We start from the raw sequence: 22,639 nt of genomic DNA on the forward strand, positions 1-22,639 counted from the left end.
GTCGGCTCGTTGATGATCCGCAGCACCTTCAGGCCCGCGATCTCGCCGGCCTCCTTGGTCGCGGTGCGCTGGGAGTCGTTGAAGTACGCGGGCACCGTGATCACGGCATCCGTCACGTCCTCGCCGAGGTACGCCTCCGCGTCCCGCTTCAGCTTCTGCAGCACCCGGGCCGAGATCTCCTGTGCGGTGTAGCGTTTGCCGTCCACTTCGCTCTGCTCCGGGAAGCGCCAGTCGCCCTCGCCCATGTGCCGCTTCACCGAGCGGGCCGTGCGGTCCACGTTGGTCACCGCCTGCCGCTTGGCGACCTCGCCGACCAGCACCTCGCCGCCCTTGCCGAACGCCACCACCGACGGGGTGGTGCGCGCACCCTCGGTGTTCGTGATGACGGTCGGCTCGCCGCCCTCCAGCACGCAGACCACCGAGTTCGTCGTCCCCAAATCGATACCAACCGCACGTGCCATCGCAAAGGCCTCCTCTCCTGCCCTACGCGCCTTACCCCAGGAGGAGAAGCAAAACGTGAGCCCCGGGCCCGGATGGCAAAGCCCATTACCCAGGGGCAGCACGCCAGGAGAGCACCGGCACCCCCAACGGCCCGGCCTCGGGCCGGCCGCCCGGCAGTCCGACGGGCTCCGGCACCACCTCCGACGCATCCGGCTCCTGCTCCGCTCCGCGCTCGGTCAGCGTCGTCCGGCGTGCCGCCGGTGATCAGGATGCGCGGGCGTGGCATGACGGCTCGCTCCTCTCCTTCGCTCAGCGGACCATCGACCGCCGCGCCAGCGGGCCCCCGACGTCGGCGGAAGGTGCCCAGGCCCTGTTCCCAGGGCATCTCGCGTGTGTGCCTGACTGGCCGCATGATTAAATGAATGAACGGGCATTTATTAATGATGGAGCGTGCGATGGCGGGACGTCCCCGTGGGGTCGACGATGCGGTGATCCTGCGTGCGGCTGCCGAGGTGATGGGCCGGGTGGGCCCTGCGGGGCTGACTCTTGCCGCGGTGGCGCGGGAGGTCGGCCTGGTGCCCGGGACCCTCATTCAGCGGTTCGGCTCCAAGGGCGGTCTGCTCGCGGCGCTCGCCCAGCAGTCCGCGAAGGACGCGGACGCGCTGCCCGAGCGTGTGCGCGAGGAACATGACACGGCACTCGATGCGTTGGCGGCACTGATCGTGCGGTGGCTGGCTTCCATGGACACGCCGGAACGCTTCGCCAACCACCTCGCCTTCTTGTGCATGGACCTCACCGACCCACAACTCTACGAGCCCGCCCTGGCTGCCCACCGGGCCCAGCGCCGGGCGATCGAGACACTGCTGACGGAAGCCTTCGCCGCGGGTGAGCTACGCGCCGGGACGGACGTCGCAGCGCTGGCCGGCTCCGTGCAGGCGATCACCGCCGGCGCGGGCCTGGTCTGGGCCCTGGAGCGCCGCGGCACCCTCGCCCAGCGGCTGCGGCACGAACTCCACGCGGTGCTGTCCCCGCACCTGCCCCCCGGACACGACGACGACCTGGAGGAATCATGACGATCGGGAAGCAACCGCTGGCCGGAAAAGTGGCCCTGGTCGCAGGCGGCACCCGCGGCGGCGGACGGGGCATCGCCGTCGAACTCGGCGCTGCCGGCGCCACGGTGTACGTCACCGGCCGCAGCAGCACTGGCGGGCGCTCCGATCTGGACCGCCCGGAGACCATCGAGGAGACCGCCGCGCAGGTCACCGCCGCGGGTGGGCGAGGCATCCCGGTCCGCACCGACCACAGCCGTCCCGACGAGGTCCGGGCCCTCGTCGACAAGATCGCGGCCGAGCAGGACGGACGGCTCGACCTCCTGGTCAACTCCGTATGGGGCGCAGACCCTCTGACCGACTGGGAGCATCCGCTGTGGGAGCAGGACCTGGAGACCGGTCTTCGCTTGCTGCGGCAGGCGGTGGAGACCCACGTGATCACCAGCCACTTCGCGCTGCCTCTGATGGTCGCCCGCAAGAGCGGCCTGGTCGTGGAGGTGACCGACGGCAACACCGCCCGCTACCGCGGCTCGTTCTTCTACGACCTGGCGAAGTCGACGGTGATCCGTCTCGCCGTCGCGCAGGCCGCCGAGCTGAAGCCGCACGGCGTCGCGGCCGTGGCGATCACGCCCGGTTTCCTGCGCTCGGAGGCGATGCTGGAGCATTTCGGCGTCACTGAGAGCAACTGGCGCGACGGCGCGGCCAAGGACCCCAACTTCGCCCACTCCGAGACCCCCGCCTACCTGGGACGGGCAGTCGTCGCACTGGCCGCCGACCCCGACGTCATGGCCAAGACCGGACGGGCACTGGCCACCTGGGGCCTGTACCGCGAGTACGGCTTCACCGACACCGACGGCACCCGGCCGGACTTCGCCGCCCACTGGGCCGACAGCCTGGAAGACGAGCACGGGCCCCTCGGCGACCCGTTGTGACACCACGAGCGGACGATTCTCGCGGAAGAATCTTGATTCAGGATGAGACCATCGCCCGCCGACCAACGCCAATGAGGCTTTCCTGCACGAGTCACGCAGGCAAGACCCATCCGCGTGCTGGCCCATCCCACCACCGTCGCAGGAGTGAACGCCTGCGCCGAACCCACTGAGAACCACACGCCGGTCATCAGCCTCGGCACGGCATCGAGACGATCACCCGCACGAGGATCCCTCGGATGGCGAAGCGGCCTTCGCGTGATCCTGAACTCTGCGACGAGGTAGGGATTCAGGCCGCTCTTCGAGAACTCCGACGAAGGCCGAGGCAACGAGGGCGACAGCGCGGTCGTCGTCGCGGGCCAGTCGGCGCAGGACCTCCTGCGCGGCGGCCCCCGACAGCTCGACCAGCGCCTGGGTCAGGCGTAGCCGCGTCGCGGAGTCTGCGGTGTGCGCGGCGAGCTCGTCGGCCAGTGCGGTCGTGATCCGGTCCGCGTACCCGGGGTCTTGGGACAGCGTTCCCAGGACCTCCGCCGCGTCGACGTCGTTGCAGCCTTCGACCACCATGTCGACGAGTATCGGCACGGCTGCGGTCACGCCACGCCTGCCCAACGCCAGAGCGGCGTGCCTGCGCACCGTCGCGTCCGGGTCCCCGAGCGCGTCCGCGAGCACTGCGGTCGCACCCGGGGCCTCGGACATCGAGGCGATCGCCAGCACTGCGCGCCGCCGGATGTCGACGTCTTCGGAGTGTGCGCCGGCGGCCAGCATCGCCACGCGGTCGCCGCCTGATCGGGCGAGCGCCCAGCGCAGGGCGCCTGCGACGTTGGGGTCGGATTCGGCCAGGACCGCCCCGGTCAGCAGCTCCGCGGGAACCGCCACGTCCTGCGGGGCCAGGACGGCCTGCTGCCTGCACGCCGCGTCGGCCGAGTTGAGCCCCCGCATGAGTTCGACGATGCGCAGGACGCCCTGCCAGCCGTTGGGCGCCGATGCATCGATCGCGCGGAGCCGCTTGAGCAGCTCCTGTTCCCGTTCCAAGCGGTCTTCCGTCCACCGGATGAGGTCGCTGACCAGGGCGGACGGCGTGAAGGCCGGGTCCTCCAGCGCGCGCCCGACCTGCTTGAGCGAGAGCCCGAGGGATCGCAGGCTTTCCACGTGGAAGATCCTGCGGACGTCCTCGGCGGAGTACTCGCGGTAGCCGCCGACGGTGCGACCGGTCGGTCGCACCAGCCCGAGGGCGTCGTAGTGCCGGAGCATCCGGGTGCTCACCCCCGAATAGCGGGCCACATCGCCGATCAGCAAACTGCGGCCCCCGCAATCTTCGCAGCCTCCGTCGACTCGGTCGTCTCCGCGACGTCGGCAGTCTCCGTGCTCTCGGCAGTCTCCGACGTTGCGGCGGCTCCCGACGCGGCAGCAGCCGCATCGGCGGCAGCGGCTCGTTCCGGGCCGAGTGTGACGGCTCGCTTCGCCTCGTAGATGGCCGCGTCGAAACCGGTCTCCGGGTCCTGCAGGAGCAGCTCGGTGGCACGGGCGTGCGCGGCCACCGCCGGGTCGGGGTTCGTCGTGGCCTTCTCCAGGGCGGGCTCGATCACGTTGCCGAGGTCGACGAGGGCCCGGCTCAGACTCAGCTGCACATTGCGGTCGCTGCGGCCGAGCTGCAGGACCAGTTCGTCGGCCAGGTCCTTCTTCTCGTCCTCGGGCACGAGTACGACCGCGACGCGCCACGCGGTCCGCGCGACCTCGTCGTCGGCGTCACGCAGCATGTCGCGCGTGATCCAGGCCCACGCGCTCTTGTCGCCGATCTTGGAGAGTGTGTGCAACGCCTGACCGCGGGCCTGAGTGTGCTCGGAGTCGAGTTCCCGGCGGATCCGGGGCAGGGTGACTTCCGGCGAGAGGCGGGTCAGCGCCCAGGACAGCATGTCTCGCACGAAGAAGTCCGGCTCGACCGCGCACCGCGCGACGAGCGTCTCCAGGAATCCGGGGTCGGGGTTCGAGCCGACCGCCAGGGCCGCCTGAAGCCGGGTCGACGAGTCCTTGGCGCCCAGGGCGTTGGCCACACGGGTGTTCTGCGGGGTTCCGTTTGTCGTGTCGATCGGGACCACCTCCTGCACCCAGTGGACACCTTGTCACTGTGTCAAGGTCAAGCCCGTGACCGGCGGATCAGAAGACCGTCCGGGAACAGGTCACACCCCGCGGTCCTTGGCCGGGTACAGCTTCGCGTGCAGCACCCCACCTCCCACCACGGATCATCCGGAGCGGACACCGGAGCAGCCCCCCGTTCCCGCTTCGTCGGCGCGGGCAGCACCAGCGGGCCAAAGTCCCCTGCGGCGCGGGCCCGCCACCCCGTCAGCAGACGGCACAAGACACCGGTCACCCGATCGTGGCCGGCGCCTTGTGGTCGTCAGACCCGGCTGAGCCGGGCCCGGAGGTCGACGGGGAGCGGGGGCACCGACCCGTCGACCCTGAAGGGAAGCAGAGGTGGGAGCCCGTAACCCTGCCAGACCGCGACGAACTGGTCACCCGGTGGGGCGCTGGCACTAGCCTTGCCGACGCCGTGCAGTCGGAGGCACATGACGCCGTAGCCACCGCCGTCCACAACACGGGCCAATATGGCACCCGGACCATCTGCGGCTGTGTCGAGCAGGGGGTCCGCGTAACGGCGCAGCAGTGCGTTGTGATGCTGCTCCTCGCGGCGTGCCTCATCCTCCCGTACGGAGAAACGGTGGCTGCTCCAGCGCTCCCGGATTTTTACGACGGGGCGGCGGGTGTGGTCGCTGATGGCAAGGTAGCCGTTTCGCTCGCCCAGCAGGGTTTCCGGCTGCAGGCTGATGCAATGGCGGCCGCGGAGCTCGGTCACCACCTGCACGGCCGTCTGAGCAGGAAGAACCTCCTCGGCGAAGCTGAACGCCTCGCCGATCCCGGCCGCGAAGGGGTGGTAGCCGAATCCGCCGGACGTGTGGACTTCTATCAGGCCCACCCTCCACGGCCAGGACCAGCCGGCCATCCGCCGCCCGCGGCAGCGACACCCCGGCCAAGGAGCTCCGTAGCCGGCCGGGTGGAGGCGAATGCCCGTCGGGACTTCCTGGTAGCCCTCTGAAGAGTGTCCGGACAAGTGCGGCTATGCCTTCTCTGGCGCGTCGTCGGCAGGCCTGTGGCCTTGGGTGCGGAGCCAGCGCCGGATTGCCTCCGTGTGGCGGACGGCGGTTGCGTGCAGGGCTGGACCGGTCCTCGCGGCGGCGGCCTCGCGACCGATTCGGGCGGCGTCCTGCTCGGCGGCCTCGACGACGGCGCTCGCGACCCAGTCGTCGACGACGCCTTCGTTCTTCCACCGGGCGAGCCGGTTGCGCGCGGCCCGGTATGCGGCCTGGGCTTCGGCCGCCTGCGTCTGCTGAGCGGCCCGCTCCCAGTACCGCGTGCGGTTGGTGAGGTATGCGTCGATGGCGCTGCGGGCCATGGCGCCGTCCCGCTCGGGATCGTGCTGAGCGCTCGTCATACGGGAAGAATAAGAGAGCGCCGACGGGTCGGCCCACTGCCCGCGCATTTCGATCTGCGCCCGGCCGGCAAACCCCGGGTGACCTGCGGTGTCGGTCGCCTGACAGTCGTCTACCGGTGACATGAAGGCGGCGCCTGGCACCCTCCGGGGAGGGCCGGCCGGAGCTAATCGGGCGGTCCGATCCCAGAGGAGTCACCCATGCGCACAGCCGCCACGATCACCGGCGCCGGGCTCGGCGGTCTCACGCCGGCCCAAGTCCTGCACCTCCACGGAATCCCGGTCACGGTCCATGAGGCCGAGCCCTCCCCGTCGACGCTCACGCTGGGCGGACTGCTCGACATCCACGACTGCAACGGGCAGCTCGCGCTGCAGGCGGCCGGTCTGACGGAGGAGTTCCGCGCCCTCGTGCTGGGGGGCCGCCAGCCGCACGGCCAGGTCGGCTCCGGCGTCACCGTCAACCGACGCTACAGCGTGTTGTCCGCCGTCCATCGCCGACTGACACCCGGGGTGCTCCGTAATGCCAAGTCAATCGTTCGAGCGGCCTGATGCGGAACCGGACGGCTACCGTGAGCACCAAGTGGCTGTGCAACACCACCCCGCCCTTTGGTCGCCCATGAATCGTAGGTAACTGCCGGGCGAGTCGGCGCAGGACCATAGCAGGCCGCGGCCGATTCCGGGTTAGGTGCCGGTTGCGGAGCCGGATCCCGTCGCGGCCCAGGAACGAAAAGCATCACTCAACACTCGAGGAGGAGGCCGTCAATGGCCAAGGAACAACACGGTGCCAAGAGTGACGACGCGAAGGCCGGTGGGACGTCGCGGCGCAGTGCGCTGAAGGCAGCCGTGGCCGGGGCGGGGGCGGTCGCCGCGATGGGCGCGGCACCCTCCATCGCGCACGCGGACGGGCCCAGGCGCGGCGCACCCACCTTCGTTCTCGTCCACGGCTCGGGGAGCAACTCCTTCTACTGGCAGCCCTTGTTGCGCGAGCTGGGTCTGCGCGGACACCGCGCGATTGCGGTCGACCTGCCCGGGCACGGGCTCGGCGCGTACCTCCCCGAGTCCTACCAGTCCCCGCAGGACCTTGAGCGGCTGCGCACCGAGCCGTCCCCGATAGCCGAGGTGACGCTGGGTGACTTCGCCGCGCATGTCATCGACGTGGTGCGGCGGGCGCGCCGCAACGGCCCAGTGGTACTGGTCGGCGGAAGCCTCGGCGGTGCGACCCTCAACGCGGCCGCCAACCAGGTGCCCGAGCTGATCGCGCACCTGGTGTACGCCTCCGCGTTCTGCCCGACCGAGCACCCCTCGGTGCTGCAGTTGCTGATGACCCCCGAGGCGGCCACCAGCTCCATGACCAAGCTCCCCGCGGTCCGGACGCCGCCGGAGCTGGGCGTCAGCCGGGTCAACTGGCGCTCGGGAGACCCTGCGTTCTTGGCGATCGTCAAGGAGGCGATCGCCGCCGACCGGCCGGACGCCGAGGTCCGGGCGCTGATGAACATCCTGGAGCCGGACGAGTCGGCGGCAGTCGGCGCTAGCGAGGACGCCCGCGGGCTGCCGACGAAGTGGGGCCGGGTGCCGCGTACGTTCGTGCGCTACACGCAGGACCGCATCATCCCGCTGCCGCTCCAGGACCTCATGATCCGTGAGGCGGACGACGTCACACCGCGCAACCGTTTCCGCGTGCGGTCGCTGAGCGCGCCGCATGCCGGCCCGCGTGACCCGGGGCTACTGGCGGACGAGCTGGAGCTCGTCGCAGAGCTGTGTCGCTGAGCGCGTGCCACGGCTTTCATCGCCGCCGCCATCAGTCGCGGACGCGCAGGTCCGCGGCCCCCACGACGGCTGTCGGCGACCGGCCGGCGCGCAGGAGTTCAGCCGTTCTTGCGCCGCAGCGCGCGTCGTTGGCGCCGGCCACCGGGGGCTGGTACTGCAACGGTGTTGGCCATGGCAGTTGTCGGGTTCGCCCGTTGGGCTGTTCATCGACCTTCCTCATCCCCCGGCCCAAGCAGGGCGCCCAGCAGTGGGGAGAGGGCAACGCCGCCGACGCGGCACCGGACGACGAGATCAACGCCGGCCGGACCCATGCCCAGCCAGGTGGGCCAGCCCACGACATTGGTTCCCTACTGTCAGGCTCGGCGGGCGTAGGACGCGAGGCGATCGGCGAGCGCGGTGACGAGGTCGCGCAGTTCATCAGGGCGCTCGATGACGAACGGACGGTCGAGTGAGGCGAGTACCGGAGGCAACCAGTCGAGTCGCTCCGCCCGTAGCTCGACACGCAGCCAGCGCTCCGCCGCCCGGTCCTCGCCTGCCGCGGGCTCATGCTCCTCCAGGCTCGCGACGGCGGCGGGAAGGTGGGCGCGAACCTGCTCAACTGTCCCGTGGATCCGCAAGGTCACCTCGTGCCGGTACTCGGCCGTGGCGAATCCTGACAACACGCGCTGTGCCGGACCGGGACCCACGGGCGCCTCGAATGAGCCGGGCAGGGTCCTCGCATCGGCGATGCGATCGAGCCGGAAGGTTCGGTCCTCGCTGATCCGGGCGTCCCTGCCCGTGACGTACCACCGGCCCGCATGAGCGACGATCCCGTACGCGTGCAGCGCGCGTTCGCTGCGCCGTCCGTTGCGGTCGGTGTATCTGATCGAGACCGGTCGGCGGTGGCGCACCGCATCGGCGAGGGTGAGCAGGACCGCGGCGTCCGGGGAGTCGAACTCGCCGGGCTGGTCCGTGAAGGCGAGAGCATCCAGGAGTGTGTCGAGCCGACGGGCAATGTGCTTGGGCAGCACCCGCCGGATCTTCGCCGATGCCGTCTCGTTCGCCGTCCGCTCCTTCGTCGTCAACCCTGCTCGGCGGCCGGCGACCAGGCCGAGCAGCACGGCCAGTGCCTCGTCGTCGCTGAGCATGAGCGGAGGCAGGCGGTACCCGGGGGCGAGCCGGTACCCGCCGTAGCGGCCGCGCACCGATTCCACGGGCACGTCCAGGTCGATCAGCTGGTCCACGTACCGCCGCACGGTGCGTCCTTCGACGCCGAGCCGGTCGGCGAGTTCGGCCACGGTCCGGGTGCCGCCCGACTGCAGCAGTTCCAGGAGTGTCAGTACGCGGCCAGTGGGTCGAGGCATGTGCACAACCTAACGCGAATAGTGGACCGATTCTGTCCACTATTTCTCCTAGCCTGCGACGTGCACGCCTCCAGTACAACCAAGGAGATCCCCATGGACTTCGTCTCGATCCGCATCATCACCGGCGACGTCGCGCGCCTCGTCGAGTTCTACGAGCGCGCTACAGGGGTGCAGGCGGTGTGGGCCACCGAGGACTTCGCCGAGCTCAAGACCACGGGCGCCACCCTCGCGATCGCCAGCACCCGCACCGTCCCGCTGTTCGCCCCGGGCTCCGCCCGCCCGGCGGACAACCACAGCGTGATCACCGAGTTCCTCGTCGAGGACGTGGACCGCGTTCACCGGAACCTGACCGGCTTCGTCACCGACTTCGTCAACGGACCCACCACGATGCCCTGGGGCAACCGGTCGCTGCTGTTCCGCGACCCCGACGGCAACCTCGTCAACTTCTTCACCCCCGTCACGCCGGCGGCCGTCGAGCGTTTGGCACGTTGACGCCACCCACAGCCGTTCGTCGGGAGCCCTGAGCTCCCGGCTCCCGACGAGCGCGGCCGCCGAGTCCAGGAGCGCCCGGCGGGGACCTCGACGTCGTACCGGTTGCCGCAGTGGTCGTCCGCGGAACCGATGCCGTAGGTGATCTCCATGTCTTCGCGGTAGAGCCCGCAGTGCCTCAACTGGTGGGTGAGAGCCTGCGTCGACGCTCCGGAACATGACGAACATGACGTCAGTCGGACTGGGGGTTCGGCCGTTGATGCCGGGTGCTCATGGCGTGGAAGACCTTCTTCGGCTCCCAGCGGGTCTCGTCGAGCAGGCGCACGACGCCGTAGGAGGCGATGTCGCGGTCGCGGGGCTTGTCGTAGTTGGCGAAGGAGAACCACAGCGCGGTATCCACGCCTTCCTCCTCGAATACGTCGAGGAGTTCGTTGAGGTAGCGCACCTGCTCGTCCTCGTCCGAAGTCGCTCCACGCGGTGGCTGCCAGGCCATGCCGCCCAGGTCGCCCGCGCCGCGGTAGGCACAGGTGCCGTACTCGGTGATGACGACGGGCTTGCCGTGGGAGAAGAACTCGCACACGTGGGTGCGGAAGGCATCGGCGTTGTGCGCGGACCGGTAGGCGTCGACGCCCACCAGATCGAAGGGGTCCCAGTCGACAGGTTCCCACGGACCGGAGGCGTAGGTGACCTTGCCGCCGAAGTGGCAGCGGACGGCCGTCGCGGCCTCGGCGAGGAACGCGTTGAGACGCTCGGGCACCGGTCCGAGAGAGGTCCACCATTGGATGTCGGCGGTGGCCATGGCGTGGAGACGGTCGAGGTAGGTGTCCCCGGGGAGGAAGCCGTGGGCGAAGGCACTGAGCTCGCAGCCGGTGACGAGCACCACCCGCGCGCCGCCTTGCCGCAGGGCTTCGGCGCGCTGCGCGCAGTCAGTGAGGAACGGCAGGATCTGCTCCGGGGGAAGGTCGACCGGGAAGGGGGAGAACCACACTTCGAGTCCGGCTTCGGCTGCGAGCCGGGCGGCGATGCCGAGTCGTTCGCTGTCGCGGCCGGTGATGCGCACGACGTCGCAGTGCAGGTCGCCGGCGATCACGGCCATGTCGTGTCGGACCTGGGCGGGGTCGAAGGTCTTTCGGGTGAGACAGTGGCCGGGGAAGGTCCCGGTGTCGTAATTGATTCCTCGCGCGCGCACGTCAGCGCCCTTCCGCATGGTTGAGTCCGTGTTCCAGCAGGTCGAAGGCCAGCTCGACGTCCCGTGACAGAGCGCGGCCGGCGTCCTCGGCAGAGGCCCCGCCCAGCAGATGCTGGAAGTACGTCTCCTGGAGGGTGAGCAGGGACGCGGCGATCTGGGCGGCCATGAGCGCGGCTGCCGTCGGACCGTACTCGTCGGCCAGGACCTGCGCCAATGCCTCGCGCTGCCGGTAGAGCAGACCGTTGGCCGCGTTCTGCAGTGTCGGGCTGTCCTGGATCACGCGCACGCGAGCGAGCAGTGCGTCAAGGTCTGCTTCCGGTACCTGTCCGGCGGCGAACGCGCGATGGTGCGCTCGCAGCGCTGCCAGGAACGTCTGGCCGGCCGGCCGCCGGGCGACGATCCCGGCCAGGTCGTCGCCGCCCACACCGTGGAGGGCGAGTGATTCCTTGGTCGGGAAGTACGCGAAGAGGGTCGCCTTGGCCACCTCGGCAGCCTCGGCGATCTCGTTGACCGTCACTGTGTCGAAACCGCGCTCGGTGAACATCCGCAAGGCCACCGCGGCAATCCGCAGCCTGGTCTGTTCCTTCTTGCGCTCGCGAAGTCCTGCCATGCGGCCACAATATCCATACCCGGTTCAAAAACAAACCCGGTCTGCTCAATGCGGGATGCCCCACGCTCTCGTCCCACGGAGTAGGCCCCGCCACCGTAGGTGGTCACTGGCCAACACCGTGACGCTCCGTTCGGATGCCGGTCCGCACGACGTGGTGTCGCCAGGCTGTGCGGGTGACAGAAGCAGGCGGGCGGGCGGCCGTACCCCCGTGACGGCCGCCCGCCGCCGTAGCGGTCCTGAACCGGGCCTACGGGTGGTACACGACCTCCGGGAAGGCCTTCGACGGTCCGTCGAGCAGGTTGCCGCAGTGCCGGTTGCGCAGGTGGAGGTCGAAGAAGGCGCGCGGGTAGGCCTGTTGGATGAGGACGCCGCGGTCGGGGTCGAGGGTGCCGACCTGGGACTGGATCTGCTGCTCGGTCATGCCGACCAGCCTGCCCCCCTGCGGGATCAGCGTCATGTTGTCGCCGTACGAGAAGTGCATGGCGCCAATGGCCTGGACGTCGAGGCGCCAGCCGCGCAGGTGGCCCCAGAAGGTCTCGACGTACGGGCTGGCGGCCCGGGTGTAGGCGGCGGTCATCATCATGAACGGCCGGTCGATGTCGGTAGTGATGGCGGGCTTCGACTCCATCCGGCCGTCCAGGGTGAGGCCGGCGCGGATGCGCTGGTCGGCGACCATGGCGAGGGCGGCGGCAGTACCGCCCTTGGACCAGCCGGAGACACCGATGTTCCGTGCGTCCAGGCTGCCGAGCAGGCCGGCCGGCAGGGTGCGGCCGTCGACGTCGGGGTTGCGTCCGTTGGCGAGGTCGACGACGCGGTCGAGCAGGAAGAGCAGGTCGGCGGCGTAGTCCTTCGGGTACAGTCCCGGGGCGACGCCGTCCGAGAGGACGACGGTCCCGTCCGGGAACTCGGTGATGCCGTCGTGGGTGTGGTCGACGGTGACGACGGCGAAGCCGTGGCTGGCCAACTCCTGGACCATGATGGTGTGGTCGGCGCGGTGGCTGCCCGCGCCGTGCGAGTAGAGGACGACGGGCAGCGGCCGGCCGGTCCGGTGGACGGGCGCGCCCTGGTGGCCGGCGGTGAGCGGGCAGAGCGTGAGAGGGAGCGGGAAGCCGACGTCGTCGAGGAAGGCCTTCAGGGCGCCGTCGGTCATCCAGGGGGCGAGCGGGTAGACGTCGGCGTTCGCGGCCCGGGCCGGGTACCAGACGGTGGCCATCAGCTCGCGGAACTTTCCGGGCCTGGCGTTCGGGTCGAGCCGGGACTCGTCGCGCAGGTGCAGCGGCACCATGCCCACCGGGAAGGGGCCGGTGGGAGCGAGCAGGGTAAGCCGCGCAGGAGAGCCGGTGCCGCCGGAGGCAGTGCCGGAGGGGACGGTGCCGGCGGAGGCGGGAGCGGCCGAGGCGGTGCGGGCGAGGCCCAGCGGCGCGACGGCGCCCAGGGCGAGGGCGGCGCCCAGCATACGGCGGCGGGTCGGTCCGGTGCGGCGTGCGATCGGCGTGGCGTCCATCGGCGTGGTGTCCATGCGCGGAACGGTGTCACGCGGGGCGGGTGCGCAACATCAGCCCACCGATTGACTTTCCGTCACCTCGTATTGGCCCACGGGTTTACGCCCCCGGGCTGATGCGGAACCGATGCGGGCGCGGTCCACTGCGTCTGCTTCAGCCTGGGGCCACGGCGGCAAGCGGGCACGGCGAGAGGGCGGATCATTCACCATCACGGCCCGGTGCGCCAGCGGCTGGGAGTCTGACCCGTCTGGCGGCGGAAGAATGTGCTGAAGTTCGCGGCGTCCTCGAAGCCGAGACGTTCGGCGCAGCGGGCGACGGGCAGGTCGGTGTGGGCGAGGAGGCGTTTGGCTTCCAGCAGGATGCGCTGGTCGAGGAACTGTTCGGCGCTCAGGCCGGCGGCGGTGGGGGTGGCGCGGGTGAGGGTGCGGGTGCGGGGGTCGTAGCCGAGGGTGCGGGCGCAGTCGGTGACGTGGTGGTGGCAGGTGTGGTGGTCTTCGACGGCGTGGCGGTAGCGGCGGAAGACAGGGTGGTCGGCGCCCTCCGCGTCGGCCTGCCGTCAGCCGTGCGGGTGCAGGGGCCGCCCGACGTCAGCTCGGTGGCGATGACGAAGCCGGTCCGTTGGGCGTTCCGGCCCCTGGGCGCCGGTCGCTTTCCTCGGCGCCGCCGCTCGACTCAGTTGTAGTACAGCCAGATGTCGGCATAGACGCTGGCGTTCCCGTGCGGGAGGATCCGCGCACGGAAGTTGCCGCCGAAGTACTTCCACGGGCTGCACGTCTTGTTCTTCGGCCCGTAGTAGTGAGCCGTCCACTGGGTTCCCGAGTCCGACACGAACAGCACGTAGTAGCCGTCGCTCAGGTGGTTGCCCCAGATGTTGAAGCAGATCTGCGCACTTGAACCCGCCCACGCGCTGGGTGTCGCGCCGACAGTGCCCGAGTAGGAGTGGACCCGGAACGGGCCGGACGTGTTCGCCGGCCTCGCGACGGCGGCCGACGCCGGGCCGACGGCAGCGGACAACGCGGCGGTGGACAGGACCACCGCTCCGAGGGCGACAGAGAACTTCCTGTGCATCAACTCTCCTTGTCCGGAGGCCTCAAGAGAGGCCGCATGGACCATTCGCCGAGCGATCAAGGACATCGGAGCTCACGTCGACGAGCGTCCGGCGACCTCAACTCGACTCTAGTCCAAGGGATATGGCGACAAGGCGGATTCATGACAATTGCCTCGACGCTGCTGCGTTCCTCACCGAGGCACGACTTGTCGTGCGGCTCGGACCGTGAGGGGCGACAGCTCGGTCAGCTGGTCGCGTTGCGGTACTTGCGCACCGCCAGCCAGGAGAACAGCCCCGTGATCAGCAGTGACCAGAGCGCGGACGCCACGATCGGATGCTGCATCGGCCAGACGTGCGCGCCGTCGGCCCCGGGGTTGCCGAACAGGTTCCGGCAGGCCTGGACGGTGGCGCTGAACGGGTTCCAGTAGGCGATCGGCTGCAGCCACTTGGGCATGGTGTCCACCGGCACGAAGGCGTTGGAGAGAAACGTGAGCGGGAAGAGCCAGATCAGGCCGGCCGAACTGGCGGCCTCCGGGCTGCGCACCGACAGTCCGATCAGCGCCCCGATCCAGGAGAAGGCGTAGCCCAGCGCGAGCAGCAGCAGGAAGGCACCCAGTGCCCTGAGCACCCCGCGGTGCGCCCCCCAGCCCACCGGCATCGCCACCATCGCCAGCACCAGCAGGGTGAAGGCGCTCTGCGCCAGGTCGGCCAGAGTCCGCCCGGCGAGCACCGCCGAACGTGTCATGGGCAGCGAGCGGAAGCGGTCCATCAGGCCCTTGGTCATGTCCTCCGCAATGCCGGCGGAGGCCCCCTCCACCGCGAAGGTGACCGTCTGGGCGAAGATCCCGGCCATGAGGAACTCACGGTAGCCGCCGCCCGGTACGTTGATCGCGCCGCCCAGCACGTACGAGAAGAGCAGCACGAACATCACCGGCTGCAGCAGCCCGAGGATCACGATCTCGGGGATCCGGGTCATCCGGCGCAGGTTCCGCTGGGCGACCACCCAGGAATCCCGCGCCATCTGGACGACTCCGCCGCGCGGCTGCGGGATCGCCCGCCCCCTCATCACGGTGTCGACCACGGTCAGACCTCCTTGTCAGGGTCGCTCTCCCCGGCCGTGTGGCCGGTGAGGAAGAGGAAGACGTCGTCGAGGGTGGGCCTGCGCAGGCCGATGTCGTCGATGAGGATGCCCCGCCCGTCCAGCTCGCGGATGACGTCGGCGAGTACCCGGGCGCCCCCGTCCACCGGCATGGCGATCCGCCGGGTGTGCTGCTCCACGCTGGGCCGGCCCTTGCCGTACGGGGTGAGCGCCGCGACGGCCGCACCGATCAGCTCGCGCTGGTGGACCACCACTTCCACCCGCTCACCGCCGATCCCGGCCTTGAGGTCGTCGGCGGAGCCGCGTGCGATCACCCGGCCGCGGTCGACCACGGCGATGTCGTGCGCGAGGCGGTCGGCCTCTTCCAGGTGCTGGGTGGTGAGCAGCAGGGTGGTGCCCTCCGCCACCAGCGTCTCGATGACCTCCCACAGCGCCAGCCGGTTGCGCGGGTCCAACCCGGTGGTGGGTTCGTCGAGGAACATCACCGGGGGCCGCACCACCAGCGCGGCCGCCAGGTCGAGCCGGCGGCGCATACCGCCGGAGTAGGTCCTGGCCAGCCGGTCGGCCGCCTCGGCGAGGTTGAACCACTCCAGCAGCTCCCGGGCGCGCGCCTTGGCGGCCCTGGTCCGCATCTGGTAGAGCTGGCCGACCATCTGGAGGTTCTCCCGGCCGGTGAGGTACTCGTCGACCGCCGCGTACTGGCCGCACAGACCCATCAGACTGCGGACTCGGGCGGGGTGCCTGAGCACGTCCACGCCCGCCACGTAAGCGCTGCCGACGTCGGGCCGCAGCAGCGTGGTGAGCACCCGTACCGTGGTGCTCTTGCCCGAGCCGTTGGGGCCGAGCAGGCCCAGTACCGTCCCCTCCGGCACGTCCAGGTCGACCCCGTCCAGGGCCCGTACGTCGCCGAAGGTCTTCACCAGGCCCTCGGCTCGGATGGCCGCCCTCATGCGCCTTCTCCTTCTCCCGGTGAACCACCTGACGGCCAGCGCTGACAGGACCCCTCATTCTGCTTTCCGGCCGGGGAACGGCCCGGTAGCCCACGCGCCGGCGGGTCCTGTGTTCGCAGTGGCCCGCCCGGCAGCCCGCCCGGATGCGAGCCACCCGGGTGTGGTGGAAGTCTGGGAGAGGGACCGGGGCGGCCGATCCGCCGGGTTCCCCTGCCGAATCGAGGCGGTACCAGTGGATCTCAGGATGTCGGTCGAAGACCGGGAGGAATTCCTCGCCGGAGTGCACGTGGGGATCCTGGGGGTGGACGATCCACGCGACGGCGGTGGGCCGTTACTGCTCCCGATCTGGTACTCCTACCGGCCCGGCGGGCTGGTGACGGTCCAGACCGGGCGGGAATCGCTGAAGGCCCGGCTCATCCGCGGCGCGGGCCGGTTCAGCCTGTGCACGCAGAACGAGACGGCACCGTACCGGTACGTCAGCGTGGAGGGGCCCGTGGTGGCCGTCGAGGACCCGATCCCGCCGGCCGAACACGAGGAGCTGGCCCACCGGTACCTGGACCCGGACACGGCGACGGCGTACCTGGCGGCCAACCGCCGGCAGCTGACCGACAACGTCCTCATCCGGATGAGGCCCGAGAGATGGCGGACCGCCGACTTCGCCGCCTTCGCCAAGGAGTTCGAGCACTAGCTGCCTGTGCCACCCGGACATGCGGCAGAGAGCGGGACATTCCGATGAACACCCGGGCCATGACGCACCAGGCGGCGAACGAGCACGCCGAGAAGGTGGGCTGTCCACGCGACCGCTGTCTCCACGAGCTGTTCGACGCCTGGGCGGCACGCCGCCCGCAGGCCACCGCCTGCACGCAGCACGACCGCGGCATCAGCTACGGCGAACTCAGGATCCGCTCCGACGCACTGGCCACCCGGCTGCACGACTCCGGTGTGCGGCACGGCGACATGGTCGGAGTGTGCGGGACACGGTGCCCGGAGGCGCTGGTCGCCTTCCTGGGCATCCTCAAGACCGGCGCAGCGTACGTCCCACTCGACGACACCTCGCCGCCGGCGCGACTGCAGGCCATGGCCGAGGACGCGGGGGTGCATACCGTCGTCATCCTGCCCGGCAGCGCCCGCCGCCTCCGGCGCGTGCGCACCCGTGTCAACCTGGGCGGGCCTGCACCGGCCGCACCGGCCTCGGTACCGCGGACCCGGGTACGGCCCACCGACTGCGCCTACGTGATGTTCACCTCCGGCTCGACCGGCCGCCCCAAACCGGTGGCGATCCCGCACCGCGGAGTCGTGCGGCTGGCGGTCTCCGACCTGGTCGGCCAGCGTCCTCGGCCCGGTGAGCGGGTGCTTCACGCCTACGGCCTCTCCTCGGACGCCTCCACCATCGAGATCTGGCCCGCGCTGCTCGCCGGCGCCTGCATCGTGATCGCCGACCAGGAGGAACTGCTGTCACCGGCCGCCCTGGAGTCACTGCTGCGTTCCGAACACGTCGGCATCGCCTATCTGACCACCGGGGTGTTCCACCACATCGCCCGCACCAGGCCGTCGGCACTGCGGTCCCTGCGGTTCGCCTCGGCCGGCGGTGAGGCGATGGACCCGGAGCTGGCCCGCGCGGTACTGGCGGCCTGCCCGGGCACCGCCGTGGTCAACTTCTACGGCCCGACCGAGAACAGCGTCGTCTCCACCGCACACCTGGTACACGATCTGCCGCCCGAGGTGACGGCCGTGCCGATCGGCCGCCCGCTGGAGAACTCCACCTGCCAGGTACTGCGGGCGAACGGCACCCCCGCCGGCACCGGCGAGGAGGGCGAACTGCTCGTCGGCGGAGACGGGCTCGCGCTCGGATACCTCGGCGACCCCGAGCTGACCGCGGAACGCTTCGTCGACAGCCCCGTCGAACCCGGTACGCGCCTCTACCGCACCGGTGACCGGGTGCTCCGGCGCGCGGACGGCACACTGGAGTACCGGGCCCGGGTCGACCGGCAGATCAAGCTGCGCGGGCACCGCATCGAACCGGAGGAGATCGAGACCCGGCTGCGGGCGGATGACGCGGTGGGCGAGGCCGTCGTCGAACGGGACGGCGACACGCTGATCGGGTACATGACACCAGCTCATCCCGGCCAGGCGCTGCCCCTGGACCACATCCGCAATTCCCTCGCCACCTGGCTGCCCGCCGTCGCGGTACCCGCGCGGCTGGTGGAACTCGCACGGTTCCCTGTCACCGCCGCAGGCAAGGTCGACCGCCATCGGCTGCGCAGGCTGACGGCGACCGAAACCACCGCCACCCCGGCAGCGGCGGACGGCTCCGGGCCCGGTCTGCCCGGGCCCGGTCTGCAGGACACGGTGGCGCAGGTCTGGCAGCTGGTACTGGGCGTGCACCCGGCGCCGGGCGACAGCTTCTTCGCCATCGGCGGCGACTCCCTGCTCGCGGCCGAGACCGTCACCCGTACGCTGACCGCCTTCGACCTCGACGCCCGGCACGGCCGCACCCTGGTCCACAACCTGCTGCGATCCCCCGCGCTGGAGGACTTCACCGCCGCCGTCGCCACCATCAAGGACCGGCCCGGCAAGGCGAGCGCCGACACGGGACCGGTGGACTTCCGCGCCGAAGCACAGCTGGGCTTCACCCTGCCGGCACAACGCGGACCGGACCCCGACTGGCGGCACCCCGGGGAGGTGCTGCTCACCGGCGCCTCCGGCTTCGTCGGCGCGTTCCTGCTGGCCGCGCTGCTGCGCCGCACCGACGCCCGGGTGCACTGCCCGGTACGAAGCCGGGACCGTACTCACGCCCGGCAGAAGGTGGCGCGGAGCCTGGCCCGCTTCGACCTCGCCGCCGCCGAAGCCGCCGACCGCATCCTGTGCTTCCCCGCCGACCTCGCCGAGCCCGGCCTCGGTCTGGAACCGGGCCGCGCCGACGAGCTCGCCGACACCCTCGACCTGGTGATCCACGCGGCCGCGCAGGTCAACTTCCTCTACCCGTACGAGGCGCTGCGCCGCACCAACGTGGAAGGCACCAGGGAGATCGTCCGGCTGGCGGCCGGACGCGGCGTCCCGCTGCACTTCCTCTCCACCATCGCGGTGCTGGCCGGCTTCGGAACCGCCGGCGTACGGCACGTCGACGAGGACCTGCCGCTCGACCACGCCGACCGGCTCACCATGGGCTACGCCGAGAGCAAGTGGGTCGCCGAGGAGGTGCTGCGCAACGCCGCGGACCAAGGCCTGCCGGTGGCGATCTACCGGCCGTACGAGATCACCGGCGACCGTAACACCGGCGCCTGCAACACCGACACCGCGATCTGCTCGCTGTTCAAGACGATCAGCGAGACCGGGCTGGCCCCCGACATCCCGCTGCCGCTGGACTTCGTCCCGGTGGACTACCTCGCCGACGCGGTGGTGCACATCGCCACGAGGCACCGCACCACCCGCCGGACCTACCACCTGACCAATCCCCGCGCGGCGAGCCTGCGCGACATGCTCGACCGGATGGACGCGGGCGGCCACCGGATCAGCCGGCTCCCCTACGAGGAGTGGGTGGGCGAACTCGTCCGCCATGTCGCGCAGCACCCCACGAGCCCCACGGCCCCGTTCGTCTCCCTGTGCGTGGACCGCTGCAAGCAGGCGGACATGTCCGTCAAGGAGATGTACTTCGAGGGCACCTTCCCGACCGTCGGGCGGGCCAACGTCGAACGCGACCTGGCCGCCGCGGGCCTGCACTGCCCTCCGGTCGACGCGCAGCTGCTGGACCGCTACCTGGAGTACTTCTACACCACCGGCTACATCGAGCGCCCGTGACCGCGGCACCCCCGCAAGCAGCCCCCCCTCGCAAGAGGAGCGAGCATGACCTCACAGCCAACCAGCGCGCCGGCACCCGGCCCCGAGCTGGACGTACTGGAGTTCCCGCTCCCGCGGCCGGGCACCATGGGCCCGCCCGAGGAGTGCGCACGGCTGCGCGAGAGCTGCCCCATGGCCAGGGTGAGGCTACCGATGGACGCGACCGCCTGGTACGCCACCCGGTACGGGGACGTCCGGGAGCTGCTCGCGGACCCCCGGCTGATCAGGCCGACCATCAACGACTGGCCGCCCCGCCCCGGGCAGAGCGCGGACGACGGGCCGCGCCTGGTCACCATGGCGGAACTGGACGGCCCCCGGCACGTGGCCCTGCGCAGGGCCGTAGCACCGGCGTTCAGCTCCCGAGCCGTCCGGGACCGACTGCCGCGCATCCGCGAACTCGCCGAGCACCTGCTGGAGGAGTTCGAGGAAGACGGCCGCGCCGGCGACCTGGTCGCCGGATTCACCGAACCGTTCCCGCTGCTCGTACTGTGCGACCTGGTGGGCATCCCCTTCCAGGACCAGGACTGGTTCCTTCCGGTGCTGGACGCAGCCCTCGACACCATGGTGACCTCCGAGGACGCGAACAGGGTCACCGACCTGCTGCGCGCGTACATGGCCGAGCTGATCGCACGGAAGCGGAGCCGACCCGGTGACGACATCCTGACCCGGCTGGTCGGCCAGTGCGACGGCGGAGTGCTGCTCCATGACGAGGTGATGGCCTTCGGGCTGTCCATGCTCACCGTCGGCTTCGGCATCAGCGGCTTCTTCCTGGCCGACTCGGTGCACACCCTGCTGGAGAGGCCACAGCTGTGGGCCCGCCTGCGCGACCGCCGCAACCTCATGCCCGGGGCGGTGGAGGAGATACTGCGCTACATGCCGGTGATGAACGGCACCGTGCTGCTGCTGGCCACCGAGGACATCGAGGCAGGCGGGCAGAGCATCCGCGCGGGCGAAGCCGTCATCCCCGTACTGGCCTCCGCCAACCGAGACGGGAGCGTGTTCGCCGACGCCGCCCGGCTCGACCCGTGCCGCGCGGACAACCCGCACCTCACCTTCGGCCGGGGAGCCCACAACTGCGTCGGCGCCCACCTCGCACGCGCCGAACTGACCGTCGGACTGGAGGCGTTGTTCGACCGCTTCCCCCGGCTGCGCCCGGCCGACGGGCACGAACCCCGCTGGGACGACCAGTCCGTCACCAAGTCCCCACTGACGCTCCCGGTCAGCTGGTGAACCGGCCCGCAGGCCCCTCGCACCCGGTCGAACCCAGACGACCGAACCCTCGCGCCCGGCCGCACACGAGGAAGGGGAGGTCCACCCGTGAACACCACGCCGGAACCTGTCGTCGACGCGCCCGTCATCGACCTGCCCCTCCCGCCGCCGGGCACGATGGGGCCACCCGAGGAGTACGGCCGGCTGCGCCAGGAGTGCCCGCTGGTCAAGGTCCGGCTGCCGATCGGCGCCACCGCCTGGTACGTGACCCGGTACGACGACGTCAAGGAACTGGTCGCCGACTCCCGGCTGATCCGGCCGAGCATCAACGCCTGGCCGCCCTGCCCCGGCCAGGCCCCCGGTGACGAGCCGGGCCTGATCACGATGATGGAACTGGAGGGCCCCCGGCACGCCGCCCTGCGCAGGACATTGAGCGAGCCGTTCAGTGTCCGGTCCATCCGAAGCCGGCTGCCGCGCATCCGGCAGTCGGCCGACCAACTGCTCGATGCGTTCCTCGGCGGCGACCAGCCCGGCGACCTGGTCGTCCGGTTCCTGGAGCCCTTCCCCGTCATGGTGATGTGCGACCTGGTGGGCATCCCCTACGACGACAGCCAGTACTTCCTGCCCAAGGCGGACGCCGCGCTCGGGGCCCTACTCACCCTGAAGGAGGGCCGCGAGGCCACCGCCCAACTGCGCGCTTACATCACCGCGCTGCTGGAGGGGAAGCGGCGCGAGCCCGATGACGACGTGCTCACCAAACTGGTCCGCGAGTGCGAGCACGGCACGCTGGACCATGAGAGCGCGGTGAGCTTCGGGCTCTCCATGCTGGTCGCCGGATACCGCACGAGCACCATGTTCCTGGCCGACGCCGTGCTGACCCTGCTGACCGCGCCCGGCGAGTACGCACGCCTGCGCGACAACCGCGACCTCATGCCCGGTGCGGTGGAGGAACTGCTGCGCTACGTACCGGTGATGAACGGCGTCGTCGTCCTCCAGGCCGTCGAGGACATTGATCTGCACGGCCGCACGATCCGCGTCGGCGACGCCGTGCTGCCCGTACTCGCCTCCGCCAACCGCGACGGGAGTGTGTTCACCGACGGAGACCGGCTCGACCTGTGCCGCGCGGACAACCCCCACCTCACCTTCGGCCGTGGGGCGCACAACTGTGTCGGCTCCCACCTGGCACGCGCCCAGATGACCGTATGCCTGGAGGTGCTGTTCGACCGGCTCCCCCACCTGCGCCTGGCCGAAGGCCACCAGCCCATCTGGGAGGACGAGTCACCGAGCAAGTCACCCATCACCCTCCCCGTCAGCTGGAGCGCCCCCGGGGCCGCCGCGTAGGCGGCAGCCCTGGTCCGAATCACCGGTCGGGCGCGGCGCCGTGCCAGTGCTCCTCGCCGGGTGGGCAGCTGACGGTGTCGCCGGGGTGGGCTTCGAGGATCGTGCCGTCGCGGGTGCCGATGAGCGCGGTGCCGGAGACCACGTGGAGGGTCTGGCCCACGGCGTGGGCGTGCCAGTGGGTGCGGGCGCCGGGAGCGAAGCGGACGAGGTTCGCCCGCAGGCGGGAGGGTGCCTGGCCGGCGACGATGACGTCCCACCAGACGTCGCCGGTGAACCAGTCGGCCGGGGCCTTGCTGGTGGGCTGGGGCTGGACGAATTCCATGGGGTTTCCTTTCGGTTGAAGGCAAGCGGG

22 protein-coding genes and 2 pseudogenes are annotated in these 22,639 nt (G+C 70.7%); 10 read left to right on the plus strand and 14 right to left on the minus strand.

The annotated features are described in order from the left end of the window. The coding region (locus tag ACIRYZ_RS42040; RefSeq protein ID WP_402953944.1) for an Hsp70 family protein at positions 1–461 on the minus strand (461 nt) is incomplete at its 3' end. Positions 462–896: 435 nt separating this feature from the next. Here ACIRYZ_RS42040 and ACIRYZ_RS42045 point away from each other — a divergent pair. Both ACIRYZ_RS42045 and ACIRYZ_RS42050 read left to right on the plus strand, forming a co-directional pair. Then, positions 897–1,514 (plus strand): TetR/AcrR family transcriptional regulator, encoded by a 618-nt coding sequence (locus tag ACIRYZ_RS42045; protein ID WP_402953945.1) that lies wholly within the window; start codon positions 897–899, stop codon positions 1,512–1,514. Further along, positions 1,511–2,422: an SDR family oxidoreductase gene (locus ACIRYZ_RS42050; protein WP_402953946.1), complete on the plus strand. Its 912-nt coding sequence runs from the start codon at positions 1,511–1,513 to the stop codon at positions 2,420–2,422. The genes ACIRYZ_RS42045 and ACIRYZ_RS42050 overlap by 4 nt, the downstream gene beginning before the upstream one ends. Before the next feature lie 213 nt (positions 2,423–2,635). Here the strand turns inward: ACIRYZ_RS42050 and ACIRYZ_RS42055 are convergent, their stop codons facing one another. The 4 genes from ACIRYZ_RS42055 to ACIRYZ_RS42070 form a co-directional block, all read right to left on the minus strand. After that, positions 2,636–3,715, minus strand: coding sequence for a MerR family transcriptional regulator (locus ACIRYZ_RS42055; protein WP_402953947.1), 1,080 nt, complete (start codon positions 3,713–3,715; stop codon positions 2,636–2,638). After that, entirely contained in the window at positions 3,709–4,524 is an 816-nt protein-coding gene (locus ACIRYZ_RS42060) for a HEAT repeat domain-containing protein (RefSeq protein WP_402953948.1), read from the minus strand. The genes ACIRYZ_RS42055 and ACIRYZ_RS42060 overlap by 7 nt, the downstream gene beginning before the upstream one ends. A gap of 290 nt (positions 4,525–4,814) precedes the next feature. Continuing rightward, complete coding sequence (locus tag ACIRYZ_RS42065; RefSeq protein WP_402953949.1) at positions 4,815–5,390, minus strand: hypothetical protein; 576 nt, start codon at positions 5,388–5,390, stop codon at positions 4,815–4,817. Positions 5,391–5,531: 141 nt separating this feature from the next. Next, complete coding sequence (locus tag ACIRYZ_RS42070) at positions 5,532–5,906, minus strand: hypothetical protein (protein WP_402953950.1); 375 nt, start codon at positions 5,904–5,906, stop codon at positions 5,532–5,534. 198 nt (positions 5,907–6,104) lie between these two features. On the opposite strand from ACIRYZ_RS42070, the pseudogene ACIRYZ_RS42075 reads away from it, so the two are divergent. Beyond that, positions 6,105–6,329: pseudogene (locus ACIRYZ_RS42075) on the plus strand (FAD-dependent monooxygenase); the annotation flags it as partial. Positions 6,330–6,665: 336 nt separating this feature from the next. Further along, complete coding sequence (locus ACIRYZ_RS42080; protein ID WP_402953951.1) at positions 6,666–7,670, plus strand: alpha/beta fold hydrolase; 1,005 nt, start codon at positions 6,666–6,668, stop codon at positions 7,668–7,670. Between the two features lie 353 nt (positions 7,671–8,023). On the opposite strand, the gene ACIRYZ_RS42085 is transcribed toward ACIRYZ_RS42080, so the two are convergent. Continuing rightward, the gene (locus ACIRYZ_RS42085; RefSeq protein ID WP_402953952.1) at positions 8,024–9,013 is read right to left on the minus strand and encodes a helix-turn-helix transcriptional regulator; all 990 of its coding nucleotides are present in this window, start codon (positions 9,011–9,013) and stop codon (positions 8,024–8,026) included. 93 nt (positions 9,014–9,106) lie between these two features. Here ACIRYZ_RS42085 and ACIRYZ_RS42090 point away from each other — a divergent pair, with 93 nt between their 5' ends. Beyond that, the gene (locus ACIRYZ_RS42090; protein WP_402953953.1) at positions 9,107–9,505 is read left to right on the plus strand and encodes a VOC family protein; all 399 of its coding nucleotides are present in this window, start codon (positions 9,107–9,109) and stop codon (positions 9,503–9,505) included. 229 nt (positions 9,506–9,734) lie between these two features. Here ACIRYZ_RS42090 and ACIRYZ_RS42095 read toward each other — a convergent pair whose 3' ends face one another. The 4 genes from ACIRYZ_RS42095 to ACIRYZ_RS42110 all read right to left on the minus strand — a co-directional run bounded on the left by ACIRYZ_RS42095 (position 9,735) and on the right by ACIRYZ_RS42110 (position 13,194). Then, on the minus strand, positions 9,735–10,691 hold the full coding sequence (locus ACIRYZ_RS42095; protein WP_402953954.1) for a hypothetical protein: 957 nt from the start codon (positions 10,689–10,691) through the stop codon (positions 9,735–9,737). Position 10,692: 1 nt separating this feature from the next. Beyond that, positions 10,693–11,301 (minus strand): TetR family transcriptional regulator, encoded by a 609-nt coding sequence (locus ACIRYZ_RS42100; RefSeq protein ID WP_402953955.1) that lies wholly within the window; start codon positions 11,299–11,301, stop codon positions 10,693–10,695. A 247-nt stretch (positions 11,302–11,548) separates the two neighbouring features. Continuing rightward, a complete protein-coding gene (locus ACIRYZ_RS42105) occupies positions 11,549–12,820 on the minus strand; it encodes an alpha/beta hydrolase family protein (protein WP_402953956.1) in 1,272 nt (423 codons plus the stop codon). Positions 12,821–13,011: 191 nt separating this feature from the next. Next, positions 13,012–13,194, minus strand: coding sequence for a helix-turn-helix domain-containing protein (locus ACIRYZ_RS42110; RefSeq protein ID WP_402953968.1), 183 nt, complete (start codon positions 13,192–13,194; stop codon positions 13,012–13,014). Between ACIRYZ_RS42110 and ACIRYZ_RS42115 the strand changes: the two genes are divergently transcribed. Next, the gene (locus ACIRYZ_RS42115) at positions 13,132–13,485 is read left to right on the plus strand and encodes a hypothetical protein (RefSeq protein WP_402953957.1); all 354 of its coding nucleotides are present in this window, start codon (positions 13,132–13,134) and stop codon (positions 13,483–13,485) included. The two genes, ACIRYZ_RS42110 and ACIRYZ_RS42115, sit on opposite strands and share 63 nt — an antisense overlap. Here the strand turns inward: ACIRYZ_RS42115 and ACIRYZ_RS42120 are convergent. The 3 genes from ACIRYZ_RS42120 to ACIRYZ_RS42130 all read right to left on the minus strand — a co-directional run bounded on the left by ACIRYZ_RS42120 (position 13,476) and on the right by ACIRYZ_RS42130 (position 15,900). Then, positions 13,476–13,871 carry a hypothetical protein gene (locus tag ACIRYZ_RS42120; RefSeq protein ID WP_402953958.1) on the minus strand — a complete coding sequence of 132 codons (396 nt, stop codon included), beginning with the start codon at positions 13,869–13,871 and terminating at the stop codon, positions 13,476–13,478. The two genes, ACIRYZ_RS42115 and ACIRYZ_RS42120, sit on opposite strands and share 10 nt — an antisense overlap. 224 nt (positions 13,872–14,095) lie before the next feature. Continuing rightward, a complete protein-coding gene (locus ACIRYZ_RS42125; RefSeq protein WP_402953969.1) occupies positions 14,096–14,917 on the minus strand; it encodes an ABC transporter permease in 822 nt (273 codons plus the stop codon). 17 nt (positions 14,918–14,934) lie between these two features. Then, positions 14,935–15,900 carry an ATP-binding cassette domain-containing protein gene (locus ACIRYZ_RS42130; protein ID WP_402953959.1) on the minus strand — a complete coding sequence of 322 codons (966 nt, stop codon included), beginning with the start codon at positions 15,898–15,900 and terminating at the stop codon, positions 14,935–14,937. A 244-nt stretch (positions 15,901–16,144) separates the two neighbouring features. Here ACIRYZ_RS42130 and ACIRYZ_RS42135 point away from each other — a divergent pair, with 244 nt between their 5' ends. The 4 genes from ACIRYZ_RS42135 to ACIRYZ_RS42150 all read left to right on the plus strand — a co-directional run bounded on the left by ACIRYZ_RS42135 (position 16,145) and on the right by ACIRYZ_RS42150 (position 22,287). Continuing rightward, a complete protein-coding gene (locus tag ACIRYZ_RS42135; protein ID WP_402953960.1) occupies positions 16,145–16,588 on the plus strand; it encodes a pyridoxamine 5'-phosphate oxidase family protein in 444 nt (147 codons plus the stop codon). A gap of 44 nt (positions 16,589–16,632) precedes the next feature. Continuing rightward, a complete protein-coding gene (locus tag ACIRYZ_RS42140; RefSeq protein ID WP_402953961.1) occupies positions 16,633–19,698 on the plus strand; it encodes an amino acid adenylation domain-containing protein in 3,066 nt (1,021 codons plus the stop codon). 45 nt (positions 19,699–19,743) lie between these two features. Beyond that, a complete protein-coding gene (locus tag ACIRYZ_RS42145; protein ID WP_402953962.1) occupies positions 19,744–20,967 on the plus strand; it encodes a cytochrome P450 in 1,224 nt (407 codons plus the stop codon). An 87-nt stretch (positions 20,968–21,054) separates the two neighbouring features. Beyond that, positions 21,055–22,287 carry a cytochrome P450 gene (locus ACIRYZ_RS42150; protein WP_402953963.1) on the plus strand — a complete coding sequence of 411 codons (1,233 nt, stop codon included), beginning with the start codon at positions 21,055–21,057 and terminating at the stop codon, positions 22,285–22,287. Between the two features lie 22 nt (positions 22,288–22,309). Here the strand turns inward: ACIRYZ_RS42150 and ACIRYZ_RS42155 are convergent. Continuing rightward, a pseudogene (locus ACIRYZ_RS42155) lies at positions 22,310–22,609 on the minus strand (cupin domain-containing protein); the annotation flags it as partial. Positions 22,610–22,639: the final 30 nt, after the last annotated feature.

It is taken from the genome of Kitasatospora sp. NPDC101155 (assembly GCF_044768305.1).
Classification (GTDB): Bacteria; Actinomycetota; Actinomycetes; order Streptomycetales; family Streptomycetaceae; genus Kitasatospora.